16 protein-coding genes and 2 tRNA genes are annotated in these 16,997 nt (G+C 65.5%); 8 read left to right on the top strand and 10 right to left on the bottom strand.

Annotated features, from left to right (window positions below):
• Positions 1 to 113 precede the first annotated feature (113 nt).
• From thrB to argS, 5 genes are read right to left on the bottom strand one after another with little or no spacing between them, the layout of a single operon-like run.
• On the bottom strand, positions 114 to 1,046 hold the full coding sequence (thrB, locus tag CH274_RS24230) for a homoserine kinase (RefSeq protein WP_045194465.1): 933 nt from the start codon (positions 1,044 to 1,046) through the stop codon (positions 114 to 116).
• A 19-nt stretch (positions 1,047 to 1,065) separates the two neighbouring features.
• Positions 1,066 to 2,133 (bottom strand): threonine synthase, encoded by a 1,068-nt coding sequence (gene thrC / locus CH274_RS24225; protein WP_027497914.1) that lies wholly within the window; start codon positions 2,131 to 2,133, stop codon positions 1,066 to 1,068.
• Positions 2,130 to 3,431, bottom strand: coding sequence for a homoserine dehydrogenase (locus tag CH274_RS24220; RefSeq protein ID WP_094659204.1), 1,302 nt, complete (start codon positions 3,429 to 3,431; stop codon positions 2,130 to 2,132). Before CH274_RS24220 ends, thrC begins: the two co-directional genes overlap by 4 nt.
• Positions 3,428 to 4,849: a diaminopimelate decarboxylase gene (gene lysA / locus CH274_RS24215; protein ID WP_094659203.1), complete on the bottom strand. Its 1,422-nt coding sequence runs from the start codon at positions 4,847 to 4,849 to the stop codon at positions 3,428 to 3,430. Before lysA ends, CH274_RS24220 begins: the two co-directional genes overlap by 4 nt.
• The gene (gene argS / locus CH274_RS24210; protein WP_045194459.1) at positions 4,846 to 6,498 is read right to left on the bottom strand and encodes an arginine--tRNA ligase; all 1,653 of its coding nucleotides are present in this window, start codon (positions 6,496 to 6,498) and stop codon (positions 4,846 to 4,848) included. Before argS ends, lysA begins: the two co-directional genes overlap by 4 nt.
• 231 nt (positions 6,499 to 6,729) lie before the next feature.
• On the opposite strand from argS, the gene CH274_RS24205 reads away from it, so the two are divergent.
• The 5 genes from CH274_RS24205 to CH274_RS24185 all read left to right on the top strand — a co-directional run bounded on the left by CH274_RS24205 (position 6,730) and on the right by CH274_RS24185 (position 10,029).
• Complete coding sequence (locus CH274_RS24205) at positions 6,730 to 7,611, top strand: DUF3105 domain-containing protein (protein ID WP_032393508.1); 882 nt, start codon at positions 6,730 to 6,732, stop codon at positions 7,609 to 7,611.
• Positions 7,611 to 8,333, top strand: coding sequence for a DUF305 domain-containing protein (locus tag CH274_RS24200; RefSeq protein WP_045194457.1), 723 nt, complete (start codon positions 7,611 to 7,613; stop codon positions 8,331 to 8,333). The genes CH274_RS24205 and CH274_RS24200 overlap by 1 nt, the downstream gene beginning before the upstream one ends.
• A 67-nt stretch (positions 8,334 to 8,400) precedes the next feature.
• Positions 8,401 to 8,473, top strand: a tRNA-Arg gene (locus tag CH274_RS24195).
• Between the two features lie 60 nt (positions 8,474 to 8,533).
• Positions 8,534 to 9,427 carry a hypothetical protein gene (locus CH274_RS24190; protein WP_094659202.1) on the top strand — a complete coding sequence of 298 codons (894 nt, stop codon included), beginning with the start codon at positions 8,534 to 8,536 and terminating at the stop codon, positions 9,425 to 9,427.
• Positions 9,428 to 9,441: 14 nt separating this feature from the next.
• Positions 9,442 to 10,029 carry a class I SAM-dependent DNA methyltransferase gene (locus tag CH274_RS24185; protein ID WP_094632252.1) on the top strand — a complete coding sequence of 196 codons (588 nt, stop codon included), beginning with the start codon at positions 9,442 to 9,444 and terminating at the stop codon, positions 10,027 to 10,029.
• 49 nt (positions 10,030 to 10,078) lie between these two features.
• On the opposite strand, the gene CH274_RS24180 is transcribed toward CH274_RS24185, so the two are convergent.
• A tRNA-Cys gene (locus CH274_RS24180) sits at positions 10,079 to 10,149 on the bottom strand.
• A 105-nt stretch (positions 10,150 to 10,254) separates the two neighbouring features.
• On the opposite strand from CH274_RS24180, the gene CH274_RS24175 reads away from it, so the two are divergent.
• From CH274_RS24175 to CH274_RS24165, 3 genes are all read left to right on the top strand, one after another.
• Positions 10,255 to 11,598 (top strand): DUF2254 domain-containing protein, encoded by a 1,344-nt coding sequence (locus CH274_RS24175; protein WP_094632254.1) that lies wholly within the window; start codon positions 10,255 to 10,257, stop codon positions 11,596 to 11,598.
• Positions 11,599 to 11,633: 35 nt separating this feature from the next.
• Positions 11,634 to 12,167: a MarR family winged helix-turn-helix transcriptional regulator gene (locus CH274_RS24170; protein WP_032393535.1), complete on the top strand. Its 534-nt coding sequence runs from the start codon at positions 11,634 to 11,636 to the stop codon at positions 12,165 to 12,167.
• 102 nt (positions 12,168 to 12,269) lie between these two features.
• Entirely contained in the window at positions 12,270 to 13,094 is an 825-nt protein-coding gene (locus tag CH274_RS24165; protein WP_094659201.1) for a hypothetical protein, read from the top strand.
• 26 nt (positions 13,095 to 13,120) lie between these two features.
• Here the strand turns inward: CH274_RS24165 and CH274_RS24160 are convergent, their stop codons facing one another.
• From CH274_RS24160 to CH274_RS24145, 4 genes are read right to left on the bottom strand one after another with little or no spacing between them, the layout of a single operon-like run.
• On the bottom strand, positions 13,121 to 13,897 hold the full coding sequence (locus CH274_RS24160; RefSeq protein WP_045194450.1) for an enoyl-CoA hydratase: 777 nt from the start codon (positions 13,895 to 13,897) through the stop codon (positions 13,121 to 13,123).
• Positions 13,894 to 14,802, bottom strand: a complete 909-nt coding sequence (gene mmsB / locus CH274_RS24155; RefSeq protein WP_045194448.1) for a 3-hydroxyisobutyrate dehydrogenase — start codon at positions 14,800 to 14,802, stop codon at positions 13,894 to 13,896. The genes CH274_RS24160 and mmsB overlap by 4 nt, the downstream gene beginning before the upstream one ends.
• On the bottom strand, positions 14,799 to 15,857 hold the full coding sequence (locus CH274_RS24150; protein WP_094659200.1) for an enoyl-CoA hydratase/isomerase family protein: 1,059 nt from the start codon (positions 15,855 to 15,857) through the stop codon (positions 14,799 to 14,801). The genes mmsB and CH274_RS24150 overlap by 4 nt, the downstream gene beginning before the upstream one ends.
• Positions 15,854 to 16,993, bottom strand: a complete 1,140-nt coding sequence (locus tag CH274_RS24145; protein ID WP_032393500.1) for an isobutyryl-CoA dehydrogenase — start codon at positions 16,991 to 16,993, stop codon at positions 15,854 to 15,856. Before CH274_RS24145 ends, CH274_RS24150 begins: the two co-directional genes overlap by 4 nt.
• Between the last annotated feature and the right edge of the window lie 4 nt (positions 16,994 to 16,997).

Genomic DNA, 16,997 nt, shown 5'->3' with positions numbered 1-16,997 from the left:
AATACAGCGACCTGATTGCCCTGACGAAACCGGCGTCTGAAGCGCACGATGTACGGACAGGGTTCACCATAGCGCCGTTGTCCCCACTCGGCAAGAACCCTACTCGGTGTTCGTCACGCGACGGTGACTCCGTCGGCCACGTCGAGGTCGAGCACTCGCCACCCCTCGGCCGACGCGGCCTCGCGCAGATCGGCCGGAAACTCGTCGGTGCACAGCGCCATGACCGTCGGGCCCGCGCCGGACACCACGGCTGCGATGGACCGCGCGCGCAAGGTGGCGATCCAGCGCGTGGTGTCGGGCAGCGCCTGAGCACGCTGACCTTGATGCAGCAGGTCCTCCGTCGCGGACATCAACAGATCCGGACGCTCGGTCAGCGCCACCACCGCGAGTGCACTTCGGCTGACATTGAAGGCCGCGTCGCGATGGGGCACCAACTCGGGCAACAGTCCCCGGGTGTGCGACGTCGACGAGCGCTCGGACGGTACGAGCACGACGACCTTGATGCTCGGGTGCACCTCGAGCCGAACGGCCGCGTACTTGCGCGCCGTCACACTGGCATTGGGCGGTTCGCTCCACGACACGACCGCACCGCCGAGGCAACTCGCGGACGCGTTGTCGGGATGACCCTCGAATTCCGACGACAGCTGGACGAGCTGGCCCTCCGACAGCGCGAGCGACCGATCCACCTTCGCAGCGAGCGCATTGGCAGCCGCCAGGCCCCCGACCACAGCCGACGCCGAGGATCCGAGCCCCCTCGAATGGGGAATTACGTTGCGGCAGTGCACATCCAGGCCGTCGGCCCACACTCCGGCCGCTTCGAGTCCCCGCTCGATGGCGCGCACCACCAGATGCGTCGGGCCCCACGGCACGTCCGCCGAACCCTCACCGTCGACGTGAATCCGAAGTCCCGACGCGGTGGTCTTGACCTCGATCTCGTCGTACAGCCCCAAAGCGATTCCGAGACTGTCGAATCCGGGCCCGATGTTGGCACTCGACGCCGGGACGCGCGCGGTGACCGTCAGCCCGATGGGCAGTGTCGTCGTCATGGCCGGAGATTCCGTCAACTCAGGCCAGCTCGAGCGCAGCCGCGACAGCGACGGGATCAACCGAAATCGGCTCTACAACAGGCATTCCCGACAGCGCAGTGTCGGGATCCTTGAGGCCGTTTCCGGTGACCGTGCACACGACGGTCAGGCCCGGCTCCAGCCAGCCTTCCTTTCGAGCTGCCAGGAGTCCGGCGACACTGGCCGCGGAGGCGGGCTCGACGAACACACCTTCGGTCTTCGCGATCAACCGGTACGCCTCGAGGATCTCCTCGTCGGTCGCTGCGCGGAATGCTCCGTTCGACTCTTCCTTGGCATTGACGGCACCGTTCCAGGACGCGGGCGAACCGATCCGGATTGCGGTGGCGATCGTTTCCGGATCCTTCACCGGCGCACCGTGAACCAGAGGAGCCGCGCCCGCGGCCTGGACTCCGAGCATCCGCGGCTTGCGCGTGGTGAGACCGTCACGGAAGTACTCCGAGTAGCCACGCCAGTACGCGGTGATGTTTCCCGCGTTGCCGACCGGCAGTGCATGGATGTCCGGTGCGTCGCCGAGGGCGTCGCAGATCTCGAAGGCTGCGGTCTTCTGCCCTTCGATGCGGACGGGGTTGACGGAGTTGACCAAGCCGATGGTCGGGAACTCGGCCGTCGTCTTGCGGGCCAGTTCGAGGCAATCGTCGAAGTTGCCCTGCACCTGGATGATCTTGGCTCCGTGCATGACTGCCTGAGCGAGCTTGCCCATGGCGATCTTGCCCTGCGGAACCAGCACGGCACAGCTCATTCCGGCCTTGGCCGCGTACGCTGCCGCGGAGGCCGAGGTGTTGCCGGTCGAGGCGCAGAGAACGGCTTCCTGGCCTCGGGCGAGCGCGTCGGTGACGGCCATGGTCATCCCTCGGTCCTTGAAGGAACCGGTGGGGTTGAGTCCCTCGACCTTCAGATGCACTGTGCACCCGGTCAGTTCGGACAGGTGCCCGGCAGGCAACAACGGCGTTCCGCCCTCGCGCAGCGTGACGGTCTTCCAGTCCGGGCCGATCGCCAGACGGGAGCGGTATGCCTCGATCAGACCGGGCCAGGGGGTGTGGACGCTCATACGGTGGTGCCTTCCAATCGGAGAACGCTGGCGACGTTGACGACGACGTCGAGCTGCTCGAGGGATGCAACGGTGTCGGACAGTGCGGAATCGGCCGCGAGGTGCGTGACGACGACGAGCCTGGCTCCGTCACCCGAGCCCTGCTGACGCACCGTGGAAATGCTGACGTCGCGCTTGGAGAACTCGGCCGCCACCGTGGCGAGAACGCCCGGCTTGTCCGCGACCTGCATGCTGACGTAGTAGCGAGTGAGGATGTCACCCATGGGGGCCACCTTGAGCTTGGCGTACTTGGATTCGAGTGGGCCCCGTCCGCCGTAGAACTTGTTGCGAGCGGCCATCACCAGGTCGCCGAGTACCGCGGACGCGGTCGGCGCACCGCCTGCACCCTGGCCGTAGAACATCAGGCGGCCGGCCGCCTCTGCTTCGACGACCACGGCGTTGAACGCACCGTTCACCGCTGCCAACGGGTGGTTCAGCGGAACGAGCGCTGGGTAGACCCGAGCCGAAATTCGCTCCTTGCCCTTGGGCGTGACGATTCGCTCGCAGATGGCCAGCAGTTTGATGGTGCAGTCCAGGGATTTCGCGGTCTCGAGATCGTCCGCGGTGATCTTGCTGATGCCCTCGCGGTAGACGTCACCGGCCGTGACCCGCGTGTGGAACGCGATGGACGCCAGGATCGCGGCCTTCGATGCAGCGTCGTAGCCTTCGACGTCGGCGGTCGGGTCGGCCTCGGCGTAGCCCAGACGCCCTGCCTCGGCGAGGGTCTCGGCGTAGTCCGCTCCGGTCTCGTCCATGGCCGAGAGGATGAAGTTGGTGGTGCCGTTGACGATGCCGGCGACCTTGTTCACGCGGTCACCTGCGAGGGACTGCATCAGCGGGCGAACCACGGGAATGGCTCCGGCCACGGCGGCCTCGAAATACAGGTCGGCGCGCGACTTCTCGGCCGCGTCGGCCAGTTCTCCGGTGTACTCGGCCAGCAGGGCCTTGTTGGCCGTGATGACGGACTTACCCTTCTCCAGGGCAGAGAGCACCAGCTTGCGGGGAATGTCGATTCCACCGAGCACCTCGACGACGATGTCGACGTCGTCGCGGCCGACGAGTTCGGCCGGATCGTCGGTGAGCAGCTCGGGCGCAACTCCACGATCACCGTCGACCCGACGCACAGCGATGCCCCGAATCTCGAGTGGCGCACCGATTCTCGCCTCGAAGTCCTCGGCGTTCTCGGTGAGGATTCGAACGACCTCGCTGCCGACGTTTCCGAGTCCGAGTACGGCGACGCCTATCGGCTTCGATGTCATGGCTGAACCTCCAAGCTGAGCAGATCTTCGATGGTTTCCCGCCGCAGGATCAGGCGCGAATGCCCGTCCTTGACCGCAACCACAGCGGGCCGCGTCAGCAGGTTGTAGCGACTGGACATGGAGTAGCAGTAGGCCCCGGTGGCCGCTACCGCGAGCAGGTCACCCGGGCCGACGTCCGCTGGCATCCACGTGTTCTTGATGACGATGTCGCCACTCTCACAATGCTTTCCGACCACCCGAGCCACGAGCGCCTCGGCTTCGCTCGTCCGCGAGACCAGCCGGCAATCGTATTCGGCCTGATACAGCGAGGTTCGGATGTTGTCGCTCATGCCGCCGTCTACGCTGATGTAGCGCCTGCGCGTCGTCTTGTCGACGGTGACGTCCTTGATGGTGCCGACCTCGTAGAGCGTGACGGTGCCCGGTCCGGCGATGGCGCGGCCGGGTTCCACGGCGATCGTCGGGACAGGCAGTCCCACCGCGGCGGATTCCGTCTCGACGATGGCGGTCAACTTCGCCGCGAGTTGCTTCACCGGCGGCGGGTCGTCGGTCGGCACGTACGAAATGCCCATGCCGCCACCGAGATCCAGCGTCGAGATCTGGGAGGTCTTGTCGACGCCGAACTCCGAGACGATGTCTCGGAGCAGCCCGATGACCTTGTGCGCTGCCAGCTCGAAGCCGTCGACCTCGAATATCTGCGAACCGATGTGACTGTGCAGTCCCACGAGGCGAAGGTTGTCGGCAGCGAACACGCGCCGGACGGCGTCGAGCGCCGAGCCGTCGGCGAGCGAGAAGCCGAACTTCTGGTCCTCGTGCGCGGTGGCGATGAACTCGTGCGTATGCGCTTCGACACCGACGGTGATGCGGATCAGCACGTCCTGCACCACGCCGGCCGCTCCGGCGACGTCGTCGAGTCGATCGATCTCGATGTTGGAGTCGAGTACCACATGTTCGACGCCTGCGCGCACGCCCGCCTCGAGCTCAACGACCGATTTGTTGTTGCCGTGCATGGCAATTCGATCGGCCGGGAATCCGGCAGCCAACGCGATGGCCAACTCTCCCCCGGAGCAGATGTCGAGCGAGAGTCCTTCGTCGGCCACCCAACGTGCGATCTCTCCGCACAGGAAAGCCTTGGAGGCGTAGTGAACTCGTTCGGGTGCCCCGAACGCCGCCGCCATTTCACGGCAGCGCGAACGGAAATCGTCTTCGTCGACGACGAACAACGGTGTGCCGTACTGCTCTGCGAGCTCGGTGACCGACACTCCGGCGAGACGGACGGTGCCGTCCTCACCGCGCTCGGCGTTGCGGGGCCACACCTGCTCGGGCAGCGTCGTCATCTCCGACGCGTCGGCCGGGCGATGGGACATCGACTCTTTCGCGGGGGAATCGGCATGTTTGTGTCCTGCCGGATGTGCGCTCACATGCGCTCCGGTGCGCTGACGCCGAGCAGTTCGAGGCCGTTGGCCAGGACCTGCCGGGTCGCGTTCCCCAACGCCAGTCGTGCGGTGTTCACAGGTCCGGGCTCCTCGTCTCCTTGTGGAAGTACTCGACACGCACCGTAGAAGCGGTGGTACGCCCCCGCCAGCTCCTCGAGGTAGCGGGCGATCCGGTGTGGTTCGCGTAGTTCGGCGGCGCTGGCCACCACTCGTGGATACTCGCCGATCGTCCTGATCAACTCGCCTTCCTGCTCGTGGGTGAGCAGGCTCAGATCCGGCTGCTGAGCGCTGATTCCCAGTTCGGCGGCATTGCGTGCGAGCGAGGCAAGGCGGGCGTGGGCGTACTGGACGTAGTACACCGGGTTCTCGTTGCTCGCGCTCGCCCACAGCGCGAGGTCGATGTCGATGCTCGAGTCGACGGACGAACGGATCATCACGTACCGGGATGCATCGACGCCGATGGCTTCGACCAGGTCGTCGAGGGTGATGACGGTTCCGGCACGCTTGCTCATCTTCACGGCCACGCCGTCGCGGACGAGGTTGACCATCTGGCCGATGAGCACCTCGACGGTCTCGGGGTCGTCTCCGAACGCAGCCGCGGCCGCCTTGAGCCGTCCGATGTACCCGTGGTGGTCTGCTCCGAGCATGTAGATGCACAGGTCGAAGCCGCGCTGCCGCTTGTTCTGGAAGTAGGCGATGTCGCCGGCGATGTAGGCGGCGTTGCCGTCGCTCTTGATGACGACGCGATCCTTGTCGTCACCGAAGTCGGTGGACCGCAGCCACCAGGCCCCGTCCTTCTCGTAGAGGCTCCCCGAGGTCTTGAGGTATTCGACCGACTTGTCGACGGCCCCGGACTCGAAGAGCGAGTTCTCGTGGAAGTAGACGTCGAAGTCGACACCGAACTCGTGCAGGTTCGCCTTGATCCGATCGAACATCAGCTCGGTGCCGATGGACCGGAACGCCTCCTCCCTGGCCTCGGTGTCCAGTGCGAGCGCGTCGGGTCGCTCGGCCAGCACGTGCGCTGCGATGTCGGCGATGTACTCACCCGCGTAGCCGTTGTCGGGTGCAGGCTCACCCTTCGCTGCGGCGATGAGCGAGTGAGTGAAGCGCGCGATCTGAGCGCCGTGATCGTTGAAGAAGTACTCGCGGGTGACCTCTGCTCCGTGGGCGGTCAGGATGCGGCCGAGTGCATCGCCGACGGCGGCCCACCGGGTACCACCGAGGTGCACCGGGCCGGTCGGGTTGGCCGAGACGAACTCGAGGTTGACCTTCTTGCCTGCCATCGTGGAACCGTTGCCGAATGCCGCACCTGCGGCGAGTACGCGGGCGACGATCTCGCCCTGCGCTGCGGCGGCCAGCCTGATGTTCAGGAATCCGGGCCCTGCGACGTCGGCATCGGCGATGGCGGCGTCGGCGGCGAGAGCCTCGGCGAGCCAGCCGGCGAAGTCGCGGGGATTGGCTCCGGCCTTCTTCGCGACCTGCAGTGCCACGTTGGTTGCGTAGTCGCCGTGCTCGGGATTTCGGGGACGCTCGACGGTCAGCTTCGCAGGCAGGACGGATGCATCCAGGCCGCGGTCGGCAAGCACCTTCGCGGCGGTCGCGTGAAGCAGTTCGGCAAGATCGGCGGGAGTCACAGGTAGCTATCCTATTGGCTGGTGCGCGGCGTCCTCGCATCCACTGCCCGTCTGCCCGCGAGCAGCCTCGGCCGACGCGGTCCACGCAGGCTCTGAGCACGCTCTCAGGCAGAGAACGTACAGTGAGGACGCTCTGCGCCGACGCTCATCCAATGATGCCGTCACCAGCAGATACGCAGCACCAGCGCAACCGACCACCACCTTTCCTCGACTGAGAGAGCAACTACAGCGATGCCAACGGGTCCCGACAAAGGCAGTCAGAACAAGTCGGCTGCGAAGGCAGACAAAGCCATCAATGCAGCCAACAAGAAGTCAGCTCGCAAGAAGAAGGGCGGTGTGCCCACCGCCACGGGCAGGCAGATTCCCTGGCTGACGGTTGCCGGTGTCGTCGTTGTCGTCGGTCTCGTAGCGGGCCTCGGGATCAATCTGTATCCGAAGTACCAGGACCGAGCCGAGGCGCAGAAGTTCGCACCCAGCGAGGCCAATCAGGATCCGTCGACGGGCATCGAGGGTGTGACCGTGCAGGAGTACCCCGCGGCTCTACACGTCGGGCGCACGCAGCGGGTCGCCTACGACCAGTCGCCGCCGTTCGGTGGACCGCACGATGCCGTGTGGGCCACCTGCACGGGAATCGTCTATCCCGAAGCCATTCGCACCGAGAATGCCGTGCACTCGCTCGAGCACGGTGCCGTCTGGGTCACCTACAACCCCGACGACCTGAACGCGGACCAGATCCAGTCGCTGGCCGATCGCGTCGACGGTGAAACGCAGATGATGATGTCGCCGTACCCCGGCCTCGACTCCCCGGTCTCGCTGCAGTCGTGGGGCCACCAGCTCAAGCTGGACAGCGTGGACGACGAACGCATCGGACAGTTCATCTCTGCACTTCGACTCAACCGCTTCGCCTACCCGGAGGTCGGTGCCAGTTGCGCGTCCGTCCCGAACACCAGCGGTGACGGCTTCGATCCCGACAACCCGCCGCTGTTCGATGCCTCCGCTCCCGGCGCGGACGCGGTGCCGATGGACGGTGCCGGGATCACTCCCGACGCCAGCGAGGCCGGTGGCGCCGGCGGGATGCAGCTGCCCAGCGATCTCCAGATCCCCGCGAACTGATGACCGCACCGACACCGACCGAGAATGCGGAGGCCACCACGTCCGCGACCAAGCCGAGCCAGCGCACCGCGCTGGTGGCCCTCGCGCTGATCGCCGTCCTCGCGATCGGCTTCGCCGTGGGCTTCCTGGTGCAGAGTCCACTGGGCGGCGACGACAGTGCACCGGCCGCGGACTCGGTCGATGTCGGCTTCGCTCAGGACATGACCGTGCACCACAACCAGGCCATCGAGATGGCCGCGGTGGCGCTGACCAACGCCTCCGATCAGGCCGTCAAGAACCTGGCGTTCGACATGCTGACCTCGCAGCAGAACCAGGTGGGACAGATGCAGGGCTGGTTGGCCCTGTGGGATCGCGCACCGATCTCGACCGACGGCTACATGACCTGGATGGCCGAGGACGACTCGCACGGTCACTCGATGGGCGGGATGTCCATGGATCCCGGATCCTCTGATCCCACCCGGGCCATGCCGGGAATGGCCAGTTCGGCCGAACTCGCCGCGCTTCGCCAAGCCACCGGCTCGGACGTCGACGTGATGTTCCTCCAGCTCATGCTGCGCCACCACGAGGGCGGCCTGGCGATGATGGAGTACGCGCAGACGCACGCGCAGTCACCTGCGGTGATCAATCTGGCGAAGTCCATGGTTGCCACCCAGACCAGCGAGTCGACGCTGATGAAGCAGATGCTCGCCGAGAAGGGTGCGCAGCCGCTGCCCGAGGGGTGATTTCGACTCGCGTCCCGGATGCGCTAGTCTTTCGTACAGCCCAACAGGCACACCGGTTCGCCGGTGCGCCCCCGTAGCTCAGGGGATAGAGCGTTCGCCTCCGGAGCGAAAGGCCGCAGGTTCGAATCCTGCCGGGGGCACACATCTTTCACGCAGTTCACTGTCGTACGGTGGCTGCTCGAACGAGACGGTGGACTTCGATGTCCGAGGATCTCCCCCACATCGACACCGTCGTCGACGATCTGTATTCGCTCCCTCCCACCGATTTCGTCTCGCACCGCACCGCATACGTTTCCCGCTTCAAGAAGGCCGGCGACAAAGCCGGTGCCACCCGCATCGGTTCGCTCCGCAAGCCCACGGTCGTGGCGTGGTTGGTGAACACACTCGCTCGGCGAGACGAATCGGCTCTGGCCGAACTGTTCGATCTGGGCGAGCAACTCGAACGAGCCCAGCAGCGCGGCGACGGCCCCCGGCTGCGTGAATTGTCCACTGCTCGAAGCACTTCGATACGCGCCCTGACCGATCGTGCAGTCTCGCTGGGACGCGAGACCGGGACCACCGTCGGCGACAACGCTGCCCGCGAGATCTCCAACACCCTGAACGCAGCGATGGCCGATGCCGAGATACGCGACCGCGTGCGTGCCGGCCGAACCGTAGTGGCCGAAACGTACAGCGGCTTCGGACCTGCGCTGCTCTCCCTCGTTCCCGACCCGCCCGACGAGAATGACGGTGCCGAGTCCGACGAGTCCGACTCGCCGTCTTCGGAGATCGAGGACGACCGTCAGGAAGCGGACGAAGCCGAACGGAACCGGCTGCTCGCCGAACTCGAGTCGGCCGAATCCGATCTCGATGCCGCACGAACCGAAGCCGAGGACGCCCGGGCCGACACCGAACGAACGGCGTCCGAATTACACAGTGCTGCAGCGGAAGTAGAGCGAATCGAGTTTCAGTTGGAGGCCGCAAGGGCCACAGCGCAGGCTGCGCGAGAAGCGAACGAGGCCAGTGTCCTACAGGCGGAGTCGACGGCGGAGGTACTCGAGGCGGCCCGCGCTCGCGTCGCCGAAGCCCAGTCCGCCCTCGAGGAACTGAGCTGACCTACGCTGACGGGGTGACCACACGCTGGCAGGCCGAGAACTCCGCAGACGATTCCGCACGCTACATCGAGCGTTTCGACCGCCTGGCCGAACGCGGTGTGGATCTGCACGGCGAGGCCCGCATGGTCGACGCGGTGGTCTCCCCCGCGTCGAGCATTCTCGACGCAGGATGCGGCACCGGCCGACTCGGCGCGGAGTTGGCCCGACGCGGACACCGGGTGACCGCAGTGGATCTCGATCCGGTTCTGGCCGAGGCAGCGCGCGCACATTCCGAACTCGACGTGCACGTCGCCGATCTGACGACGCTGGATCTCGGCCGGACCTTCGACGCGGCCGTGGCCGCGGGCAACGTACTGGTCTTCATGAAACCCGGAACCGAACGCGCAGCGCTCGAACGCATCTGGGCACACCTGACCGGTGGCGGGGTGTTCGTCGCCGGATTCGCCACCGATCGGGAGTACACCGTCGACATGCTCGACGCGGATCTGGCGGCGGCCGGCTTCGTCCTCGAACACAGATTCGCGACCTGGGATCTGCGGCCCTGGCACGACGACGCGGACTGGGCCGTCACCGTGGCACGCAAGCCCGCTCTGCTGGCCTGATGCGAAACGAATCGAGACCGACCATTGCTGGTCGGCCTCGATCGAACAGAGCGAGCGACGGGATTCGAACCCGTGTGAACGGCTTTGCAGGCCGGTGCCTAGCCACTCGGCCACACCCGCATCACCGATGACGATGCCGTATCGAGTGGGCGCGGCCCACAGTTTCGATCGCCGTGATTCGAACCCCGAGGGTTGGTTCGGACGCCCAGGGGAAGACTGTGCGTCATGAAGGAACACTTGGCCAAGCTGCGAGAATCGTTCTGGTTCATTCCTGCCGTCCTCGGAGTTGTCGCACTCGTGCTCGCGCAGGCACTGGTGAGTCTGGATCGCTACCTGCTGGACACCCGCGTGGATCTGACGGGCTCGCTGCTCTATCACGTGGGTGCCAGCGGTAGCCGCGACATCCTCGGTGCGATCGGCGGGTCGATGCTCGGCGTGGCGGCGACGTCGTTCTCCATCACCATCTCGGTACTCGCCACCGCCAGCTCCTCGTACGGCCCCCGCCTGGTGCGCAACTTCATGGCCGATCGCGGGAACCAGGTGGTGCTCGGCATCTTCGGTGCCACGTTCCTGTACTCGCTGATGGTGCTGCGGTCGATTCGCTCGATCGAATCCGACGGGTCGGTCTTCGTGCCGGACATCGCCGTCAACGTCGCGGTGGCGCTCGCGGTGGTCGACGTGGGTGTGCTCGTCTACTTCATCCATCACATCGCGCAGTCGATCCAGGTGGCGACGCTGTCCGCCCGCGTCCGGGACGAACTGTCCGAGTCCGTCGACGCGCTCTACCCACCCGAGCAGCCCGCCGATGCGGCATCGGCGGAGGGCATCGTCAAGCCGCCCGTCTACACGACGGTGTTGGCCGAGGAGTCCGGGGTGATCATCGACATCGACGAAAACGGCTTGTTGGACATCGCTGCCGACACCGACACGTTGATCGACATTCATCGAGTACCCGGTGACCATGTCGTTGCCGGTGAACCGCTCGCCGACGTCCTGGCAGATCGCTCGGCAGACATCTCGGCGGACGCGATCGGACGAGTTCGAGGGTCGTTCGACATCGGCACCAGTCGAACACCCCGACACGACATCGCTTTCGCCGTCGAGCAGATGACCGAGATGGCGGTACGCGCTCTGTCGACGGGGGTCAACGATCCGTACACGGCACGCAATGCCATCGACGATCTCACGGTCGGGCTCGTCGCAGTCGTCCAGCGCCCCATGCCCTCTCGTGCTCGTCGCGGCTCCGACGGCACCGTGCGGGTGATCACCCGCCGCGTTGCCGTTCCGTCGTTGATCGACCATGCCCTCGATGCCGTGCGGATCTACGGCACCGGCAGCCCCATGGTGGTGCAGGCAGGCATACGTCTGGCCGAACGAGTGGGTCGCGCGGCACAGTCCTCCGAGAACGTCGATGCCGTACTGACCCAGCTGGACCTGCTGGACCGCGCACTGGCATCCGGCGACACCGACACCGCCCGCACAGTCGAAGCCCGAGAGCAGATCTCGCTCGCCCGCGTGGCGATCACGGATCGAGTTCCGCTCGCAGTACCTCGCGTCGTGATTCGGTAGACGCCGGAAGCGGGCACCGTGGGAGGATGGTCGGTATGCCAGCACCGTCCCCGCTTCCCCTCGATCCCATTGCAGAGGCACACCGCCAGTGGACCAAGCACGGCTGGTCCGAGGCCGCCGACGGTATGGCCGCGGTGACGTCGTTGATGCGTGCGCAGCAGATCATGCTGGCACGGGTCGAGGAAGCGTTGAAGCCGACGGGACTGACCTTTTCGCGCTACGAATTGCTGACGTTGTTGACCTTCACCAAGAACGGCGCTCTTCCGATGGCGAAGGCAAGCGCACGTCTGCAGGTGCATCCCACGAGCGTGACCAACGCTGTCGATCGCCTCGAGTCGGTGGGATACGTTCGACGCATCCCGCATCCGAGCGATCGGCGCACCACGCTGGTCGAAATCACCGAGCAGGGACGCACGTTGGCGGTCGAGGCCACCGAGCGCCTGAACTCACTGGTGTTCGCACGCCCCGGGCTGGCGCGTGACAAGTTGATGGCGCTCGTTCGGATCCTGGCGGAACTGCGTTCGGATGCAGGCGATTTCGACAGTGATGACATAACCACATCGTTCTGAGTTCGATGGTGACTCGTCACAAGACAATGGCACACCCGTACCGTTCGTGATCCAATTGCACTGGGAACAGGGCGGAGTCGAGCTGCTGAAGGGCGGGGCGGGGTGCTGGTGTTGGGGGTCGGGGCGGGTGCGCACGGTGCACGCGCAATTCTGACGTATCTGGACAGTCCCCATCGAACCCCCATCGTGTCGCGGACGGTGCGCCGCACGCCCGGGCAGTCGCTGTCCACCACGATCGCCACCGGTGTCGACGCCATCCACTCGATCGCAGCGACTATGTCGCTGCCGGTGCAGTTCTCGGCCATCGCCTATCGAGTTGCCACCGATCCAGGCGCAGTCGCCACCCGAGGTACGGCCCGCACCGCGTCGCTCGTGCCGGAAACTGCTGCGCAAGTGCGGTATCTGCGTTTCATCGGGCTGGTACCCAATCACGGCGTCACCGTGTTGTGCGATATCGGTAGCACCGGCACCACGGTCACCGTCATCGATCTCGCGTCCACTCGCACTCTCATGACGCGGCGCACTGCCACGTTCTGCGGCGACGATCTCGATCACTCGATTCGCAGGCTGCTCTCGTCCAACGGCGTTCGCGTCGGAATCGACGCCAGCCGGTCCATCAAGGAGCAGTTGAGCGTGGACTCCGTCGTCAGCACCACCGATCCGTCCGGTACTGCGCGGCATGTGCTCACTCGGCGCGACTTCGACGATCTGATCGCAGGACCGGTGCGGTATGCGGGCATGCTGGTGGAGCAGACCATCCAATTGTCCGGTGCCAGACCGCAGTCCATCGTCGTGGTGGGCGGCGGTGCGAACATCACCTCGATTGCGCGTTCTCTCGAGCTGCGTACCGGTCTGACGACGCTGGTGCCGTCGATGCCGGAGCTGGTCTCGGCCCGCGGGGCCGCCCTCCTGTCCCCCGACAGGTAGGACGGCACCGAGAGTGGAGCCCGCCGCTACCGGTGCTGGAAGTTCGGCGTCCGCTTCTCGATGAAGGCCGACATACCTTCCTTCTGATCCTCGGTGGCGAAAGTCGAGTGAAACACGCGGCGCTCGAACAGAACACCCTCGCGCAGACTGGACTCGAACGATCGGTTCACCGCTTCCTTCGCCATCTGGGCAACCGGTAGCGACATCTCGGCGATGGTGGTCGCGGTCGCGATGGCGTCGTCGAGCAGATCGGCAACCGGCACGATGCGCGAGACCAGTCCGGCTCGCTCGGCTTCCTCGACCTTCATGTTGCGACCGGTCAAGCACATCTCCATGGCCTTGGCCTTGCCCACCGCTCGCGTCAGGCGCTGCGACCCGCCGATTCCCGGGATGACGCCGAGCTTGATCTCGGGTTGTCCGAATACCGCGGTGTCCGAGGCGATCAGGACATCGCACAGCATCGCGAGTTCGCACCCGCCGCCGAGCGCGTAACCGGAGACCGCTGCGATCAACGGCGTCCGAGCCGACGCAAGTCGATCCCACGCCGCGAAGAAGTCGTCGAGGTACACGTCCATGTAGGACTTGGGCTGCATCTCCTTGATGTCGGCGCCGGCCGCGAAGGCTCGCTCGGAGCCGGTGATCAGGATCGCACCGATGCCGGAGTCGGCGTCGAGTTCTTCGACCACCGAAACCACTTCGCGCATCAGCTCGGAGTTGAGCGCGTTCAGCGCCTTGGGACGATTGAGTGTGATGATGCCGACGCGTCCCCGACGCTCGAGCAGAATCGTCTCGTAGTCACTCACTGGCCTGCTCCGTTCGAGCGCTCGCGGATGTCGTTGATGATGCCGGAGAAGTCGACATCGGTGCCGCCCCCGGATGTTTCCTTGAACCGAGAGTACAACTCGGCCGCCCGTAGGCCGAGGACACCCTCGACACCGTTGTCGCGCAGTGCATTGGCAGCCAGACCCAGGTCCTTGTCCATGAGAGCCGCCGCGAAGCCGGGCTTGTACTCGTTGTTGGCAGGGCTCGTCGGGACCGGTCCTGGCACCGGGCAATTCGTCGTCAGTGCCCAACATTGACCCGACGCAGTCGACGCCACGTCGAACAATGCCTGATTGCTCAGCCCCAGCTTCTCCCCCAGCACGAAGGCCTCACTGATGGCGATCATCGACACTCCGAGAATCATGTTGTTGCAGATCTTGGCGGCCTGGCCGTTGCCTGCTGCACCGCAGTGCACCACCTTGCGACCCATGACGTCGAGAACCTCTGCAGCAGAGGCGAAATCCTCCTCGGAACCGCCGACCATGAAGGTCAGTGTTCCTGCGGCCGCTCCCCCGACTCCGCCGGAAACCGGCGCGTCCAGACTGCGGTGTCCTGCCTCGTGCACCAGCTTGTGGGCGGTGTGCGCATCGGCGACGTCGATGGTCGAGGAATCGATGAACAACGTACCCGGCGCGGCAGCGGGCAGCAGGTCCGCGTACAACCCCAGTACCAGTCTGCCGTTGGGTAGCATCGTGATGACGATGTCGGCATCGGCGACGGCGGCCACGGCCGATTCCATCACGGTGACGCCGTCCTTCGTGGCCTGCTCGAGCGCGGCGGGAACCAGGTCGAAGCCCTGCACCGTGTAGCCGGCCGCCACCAGATTGGCGGCCATCGGTCCACCCATGTGGCCGAGGCCGATGAAGCCGATCGTCTTCTCGCTCATGACTGCTCACCTTCTGTGTGTGCGTTCGACAGGCCCAGCTCCGCGTCCCCGAGGGGCGCGAAGTACCGGTCGACGTCCTCGGGCGTGACGTCTGCCAACGTACGCGGTTGCCATTGCGGATTGCGGTCCTTCTCGACCACCTGTGCTCGGATTCCCTCGACGAGGTCGTGGCTGCTCAGCGACGCGACCGACACGCGGTACTCCTCGTCGAGTACCGACTCCAGCGTCGGCAGCGTCGCGGCGCGCCGCAGCGATCTCAGTGTCACTGCCAGCGACACAGGTGATTTGGACGCGATGTCCTGCGCCGACTTCTGCGCCTCGGGCACAGGGCTGGCGGCCAGAGCGTCCACGATGCCCTGAACGTCGTCGCCGGCGTAGCACTCGTCGATCCATTCCTGCTGACCGACAACTGTGGACTCCGGTGCCGGCTCGCTGAACGTCGCGACGGCCTCTCCGACGCTGACCGTCTCGAGTGCCGAGTAGAAATCCTCCAGCTTGTCGGACGGGATGTAGTGATCGGCGAAGCCGACCGCTATTGCGTCGGCAGCATTCATCCGCGCCGTGGTGAGCGCGAAGTGAGTGCCGATCTGGCCCGGTGCACGCGAGAGCAGGTACGTGCCACCCACATCGGGAACGAATCCGATTCCGACCTCGGGCATCGCGATCTTCGATCGTTCGGTGACGATGCGAGTGTTGGCATGTGCCGAGAGTCCGACGCCTCCGCCCATGACGATGCCGTCCATGATGGCCACGAACGGCTTGGGGAATCGAGCGATCGCGGCGTTGAGGATGTACTCCTCGCGCCAGAAGTCCTTGCTACCGCTGCCGCCGTCCTTGGCGTCGTGGTAGATGGAGACGATATCGCCGCCTGCACACAGTCCGCGCTCACCTGCTCCGGTCAGCAGGACGACGTCCACAGCGTCGTCGGTTGCCCACTGCGCCAACGCCGGTGCGATCTGGCGAACCATTGCATGATCGAGCGCATTGATGGCTTTGGGGCGGTTCAAGGTGATTCGACCTATACCGCCGGAGACCTCGAGGATCACGTCGCTCATGCGGCACCCACGATCGACCGAGCGACGACCACCCGCATGATTTCGTTGGTCCCTTCCAGAATCTGGTGCACCCGAAGGTCACGAACGATCTTCTCGACGCCGTATTCGCTGAGGTAGCCGTAGCCGCCGAGCAGTTGCAGCGCCCCGTTGGCGACCTCGAATCCGGTGTCGGTTCCGAAACGCTTTGCCATGGCGCACATTTCGACCTTGTCCGGCGCGTCGTTCTGCAGCGCGTCGGCGGCCCGCCACAGCAGCGTACGGGCGGCTTCGAGTTCGGTCTTGAAATCGGCGAGTCGAAACTGGAGCGCCTGCGCATCGAGCAACCGCGCCCCGAACGCCTTGCGCTCGGCGAGGTAGGCAACGGCCTTGTCGAGAGCGGACTGCGCGCCGCCGATCGAACATGCCGCGATGTTGATGCGCCCTCCGTTGAGTCCGTTCATCGCGATACGGAACCCGTCGCCCTCGTTGCCGAGCAGGTTCTCGGCCGGGATGCGGACTCCTTCGAGAACGACCTGCCGGGTGGGCTGGGCATTCCAGCCCATCTTCTTCTCGTTGGCTCCGAACGAGAGTCCCGCGGAGTCCTTCGGCACGATGAACGCCGAGATGCCGCGCGGCCCTGGTGCACCGGTGCGCGCCATCACGACGTACACCTCGGATGTGCCTGCGCCGGAGATGAATTGCTTGACGCCGTCCAGCACATATTCGTCACCGTCACGCACAGCTTTGGTGCCGAGCATCGCGGCGTCGGATCCCGCGCCCGGCTCGGTGAGGCAGTAGCTCCCCAGCTGATCCATCGCGCACAGGCCCGGGAGCCAACGCTGCCGTTGCTCGTCGTTGCCGTAGGTGTCGATCATCCACGCGACCATGTTGTGAATGGAGATGTACGCCGCGATGGACGGATCACCGGTGGCCAACTGCTCGAAGATCCGCACCGAATCGACTCTGGTCAGACCCGATCCACCCACATCCTCGCGAATGTAGATGCCGCCCATTCCCAGTCCCGCTGCCTTGCGCAGCACGTCCACCGGGAAGTGTTTCTGCTGATCCCATTCGATGGCATTCGGTGCCAGGAACTCGTCGGCGAATTCGCGAGCGGTGTCGTTGATCGCTCGCTCGTCCTCGTTCAAGGTGAACATCGCC

This window comes from Rhodococcus sp. 06-418-5 (assembly GCF_002258285.1).
Taxonomy (GTDB): Bacteria; Actinomycetota; Actinomycetes; order Mycobacteriales; family Mycobacteriaceae; genus Rhodococcoides.
This window is presented reverse-complemented; position numbering and strand designations above follow the sequence as displayed.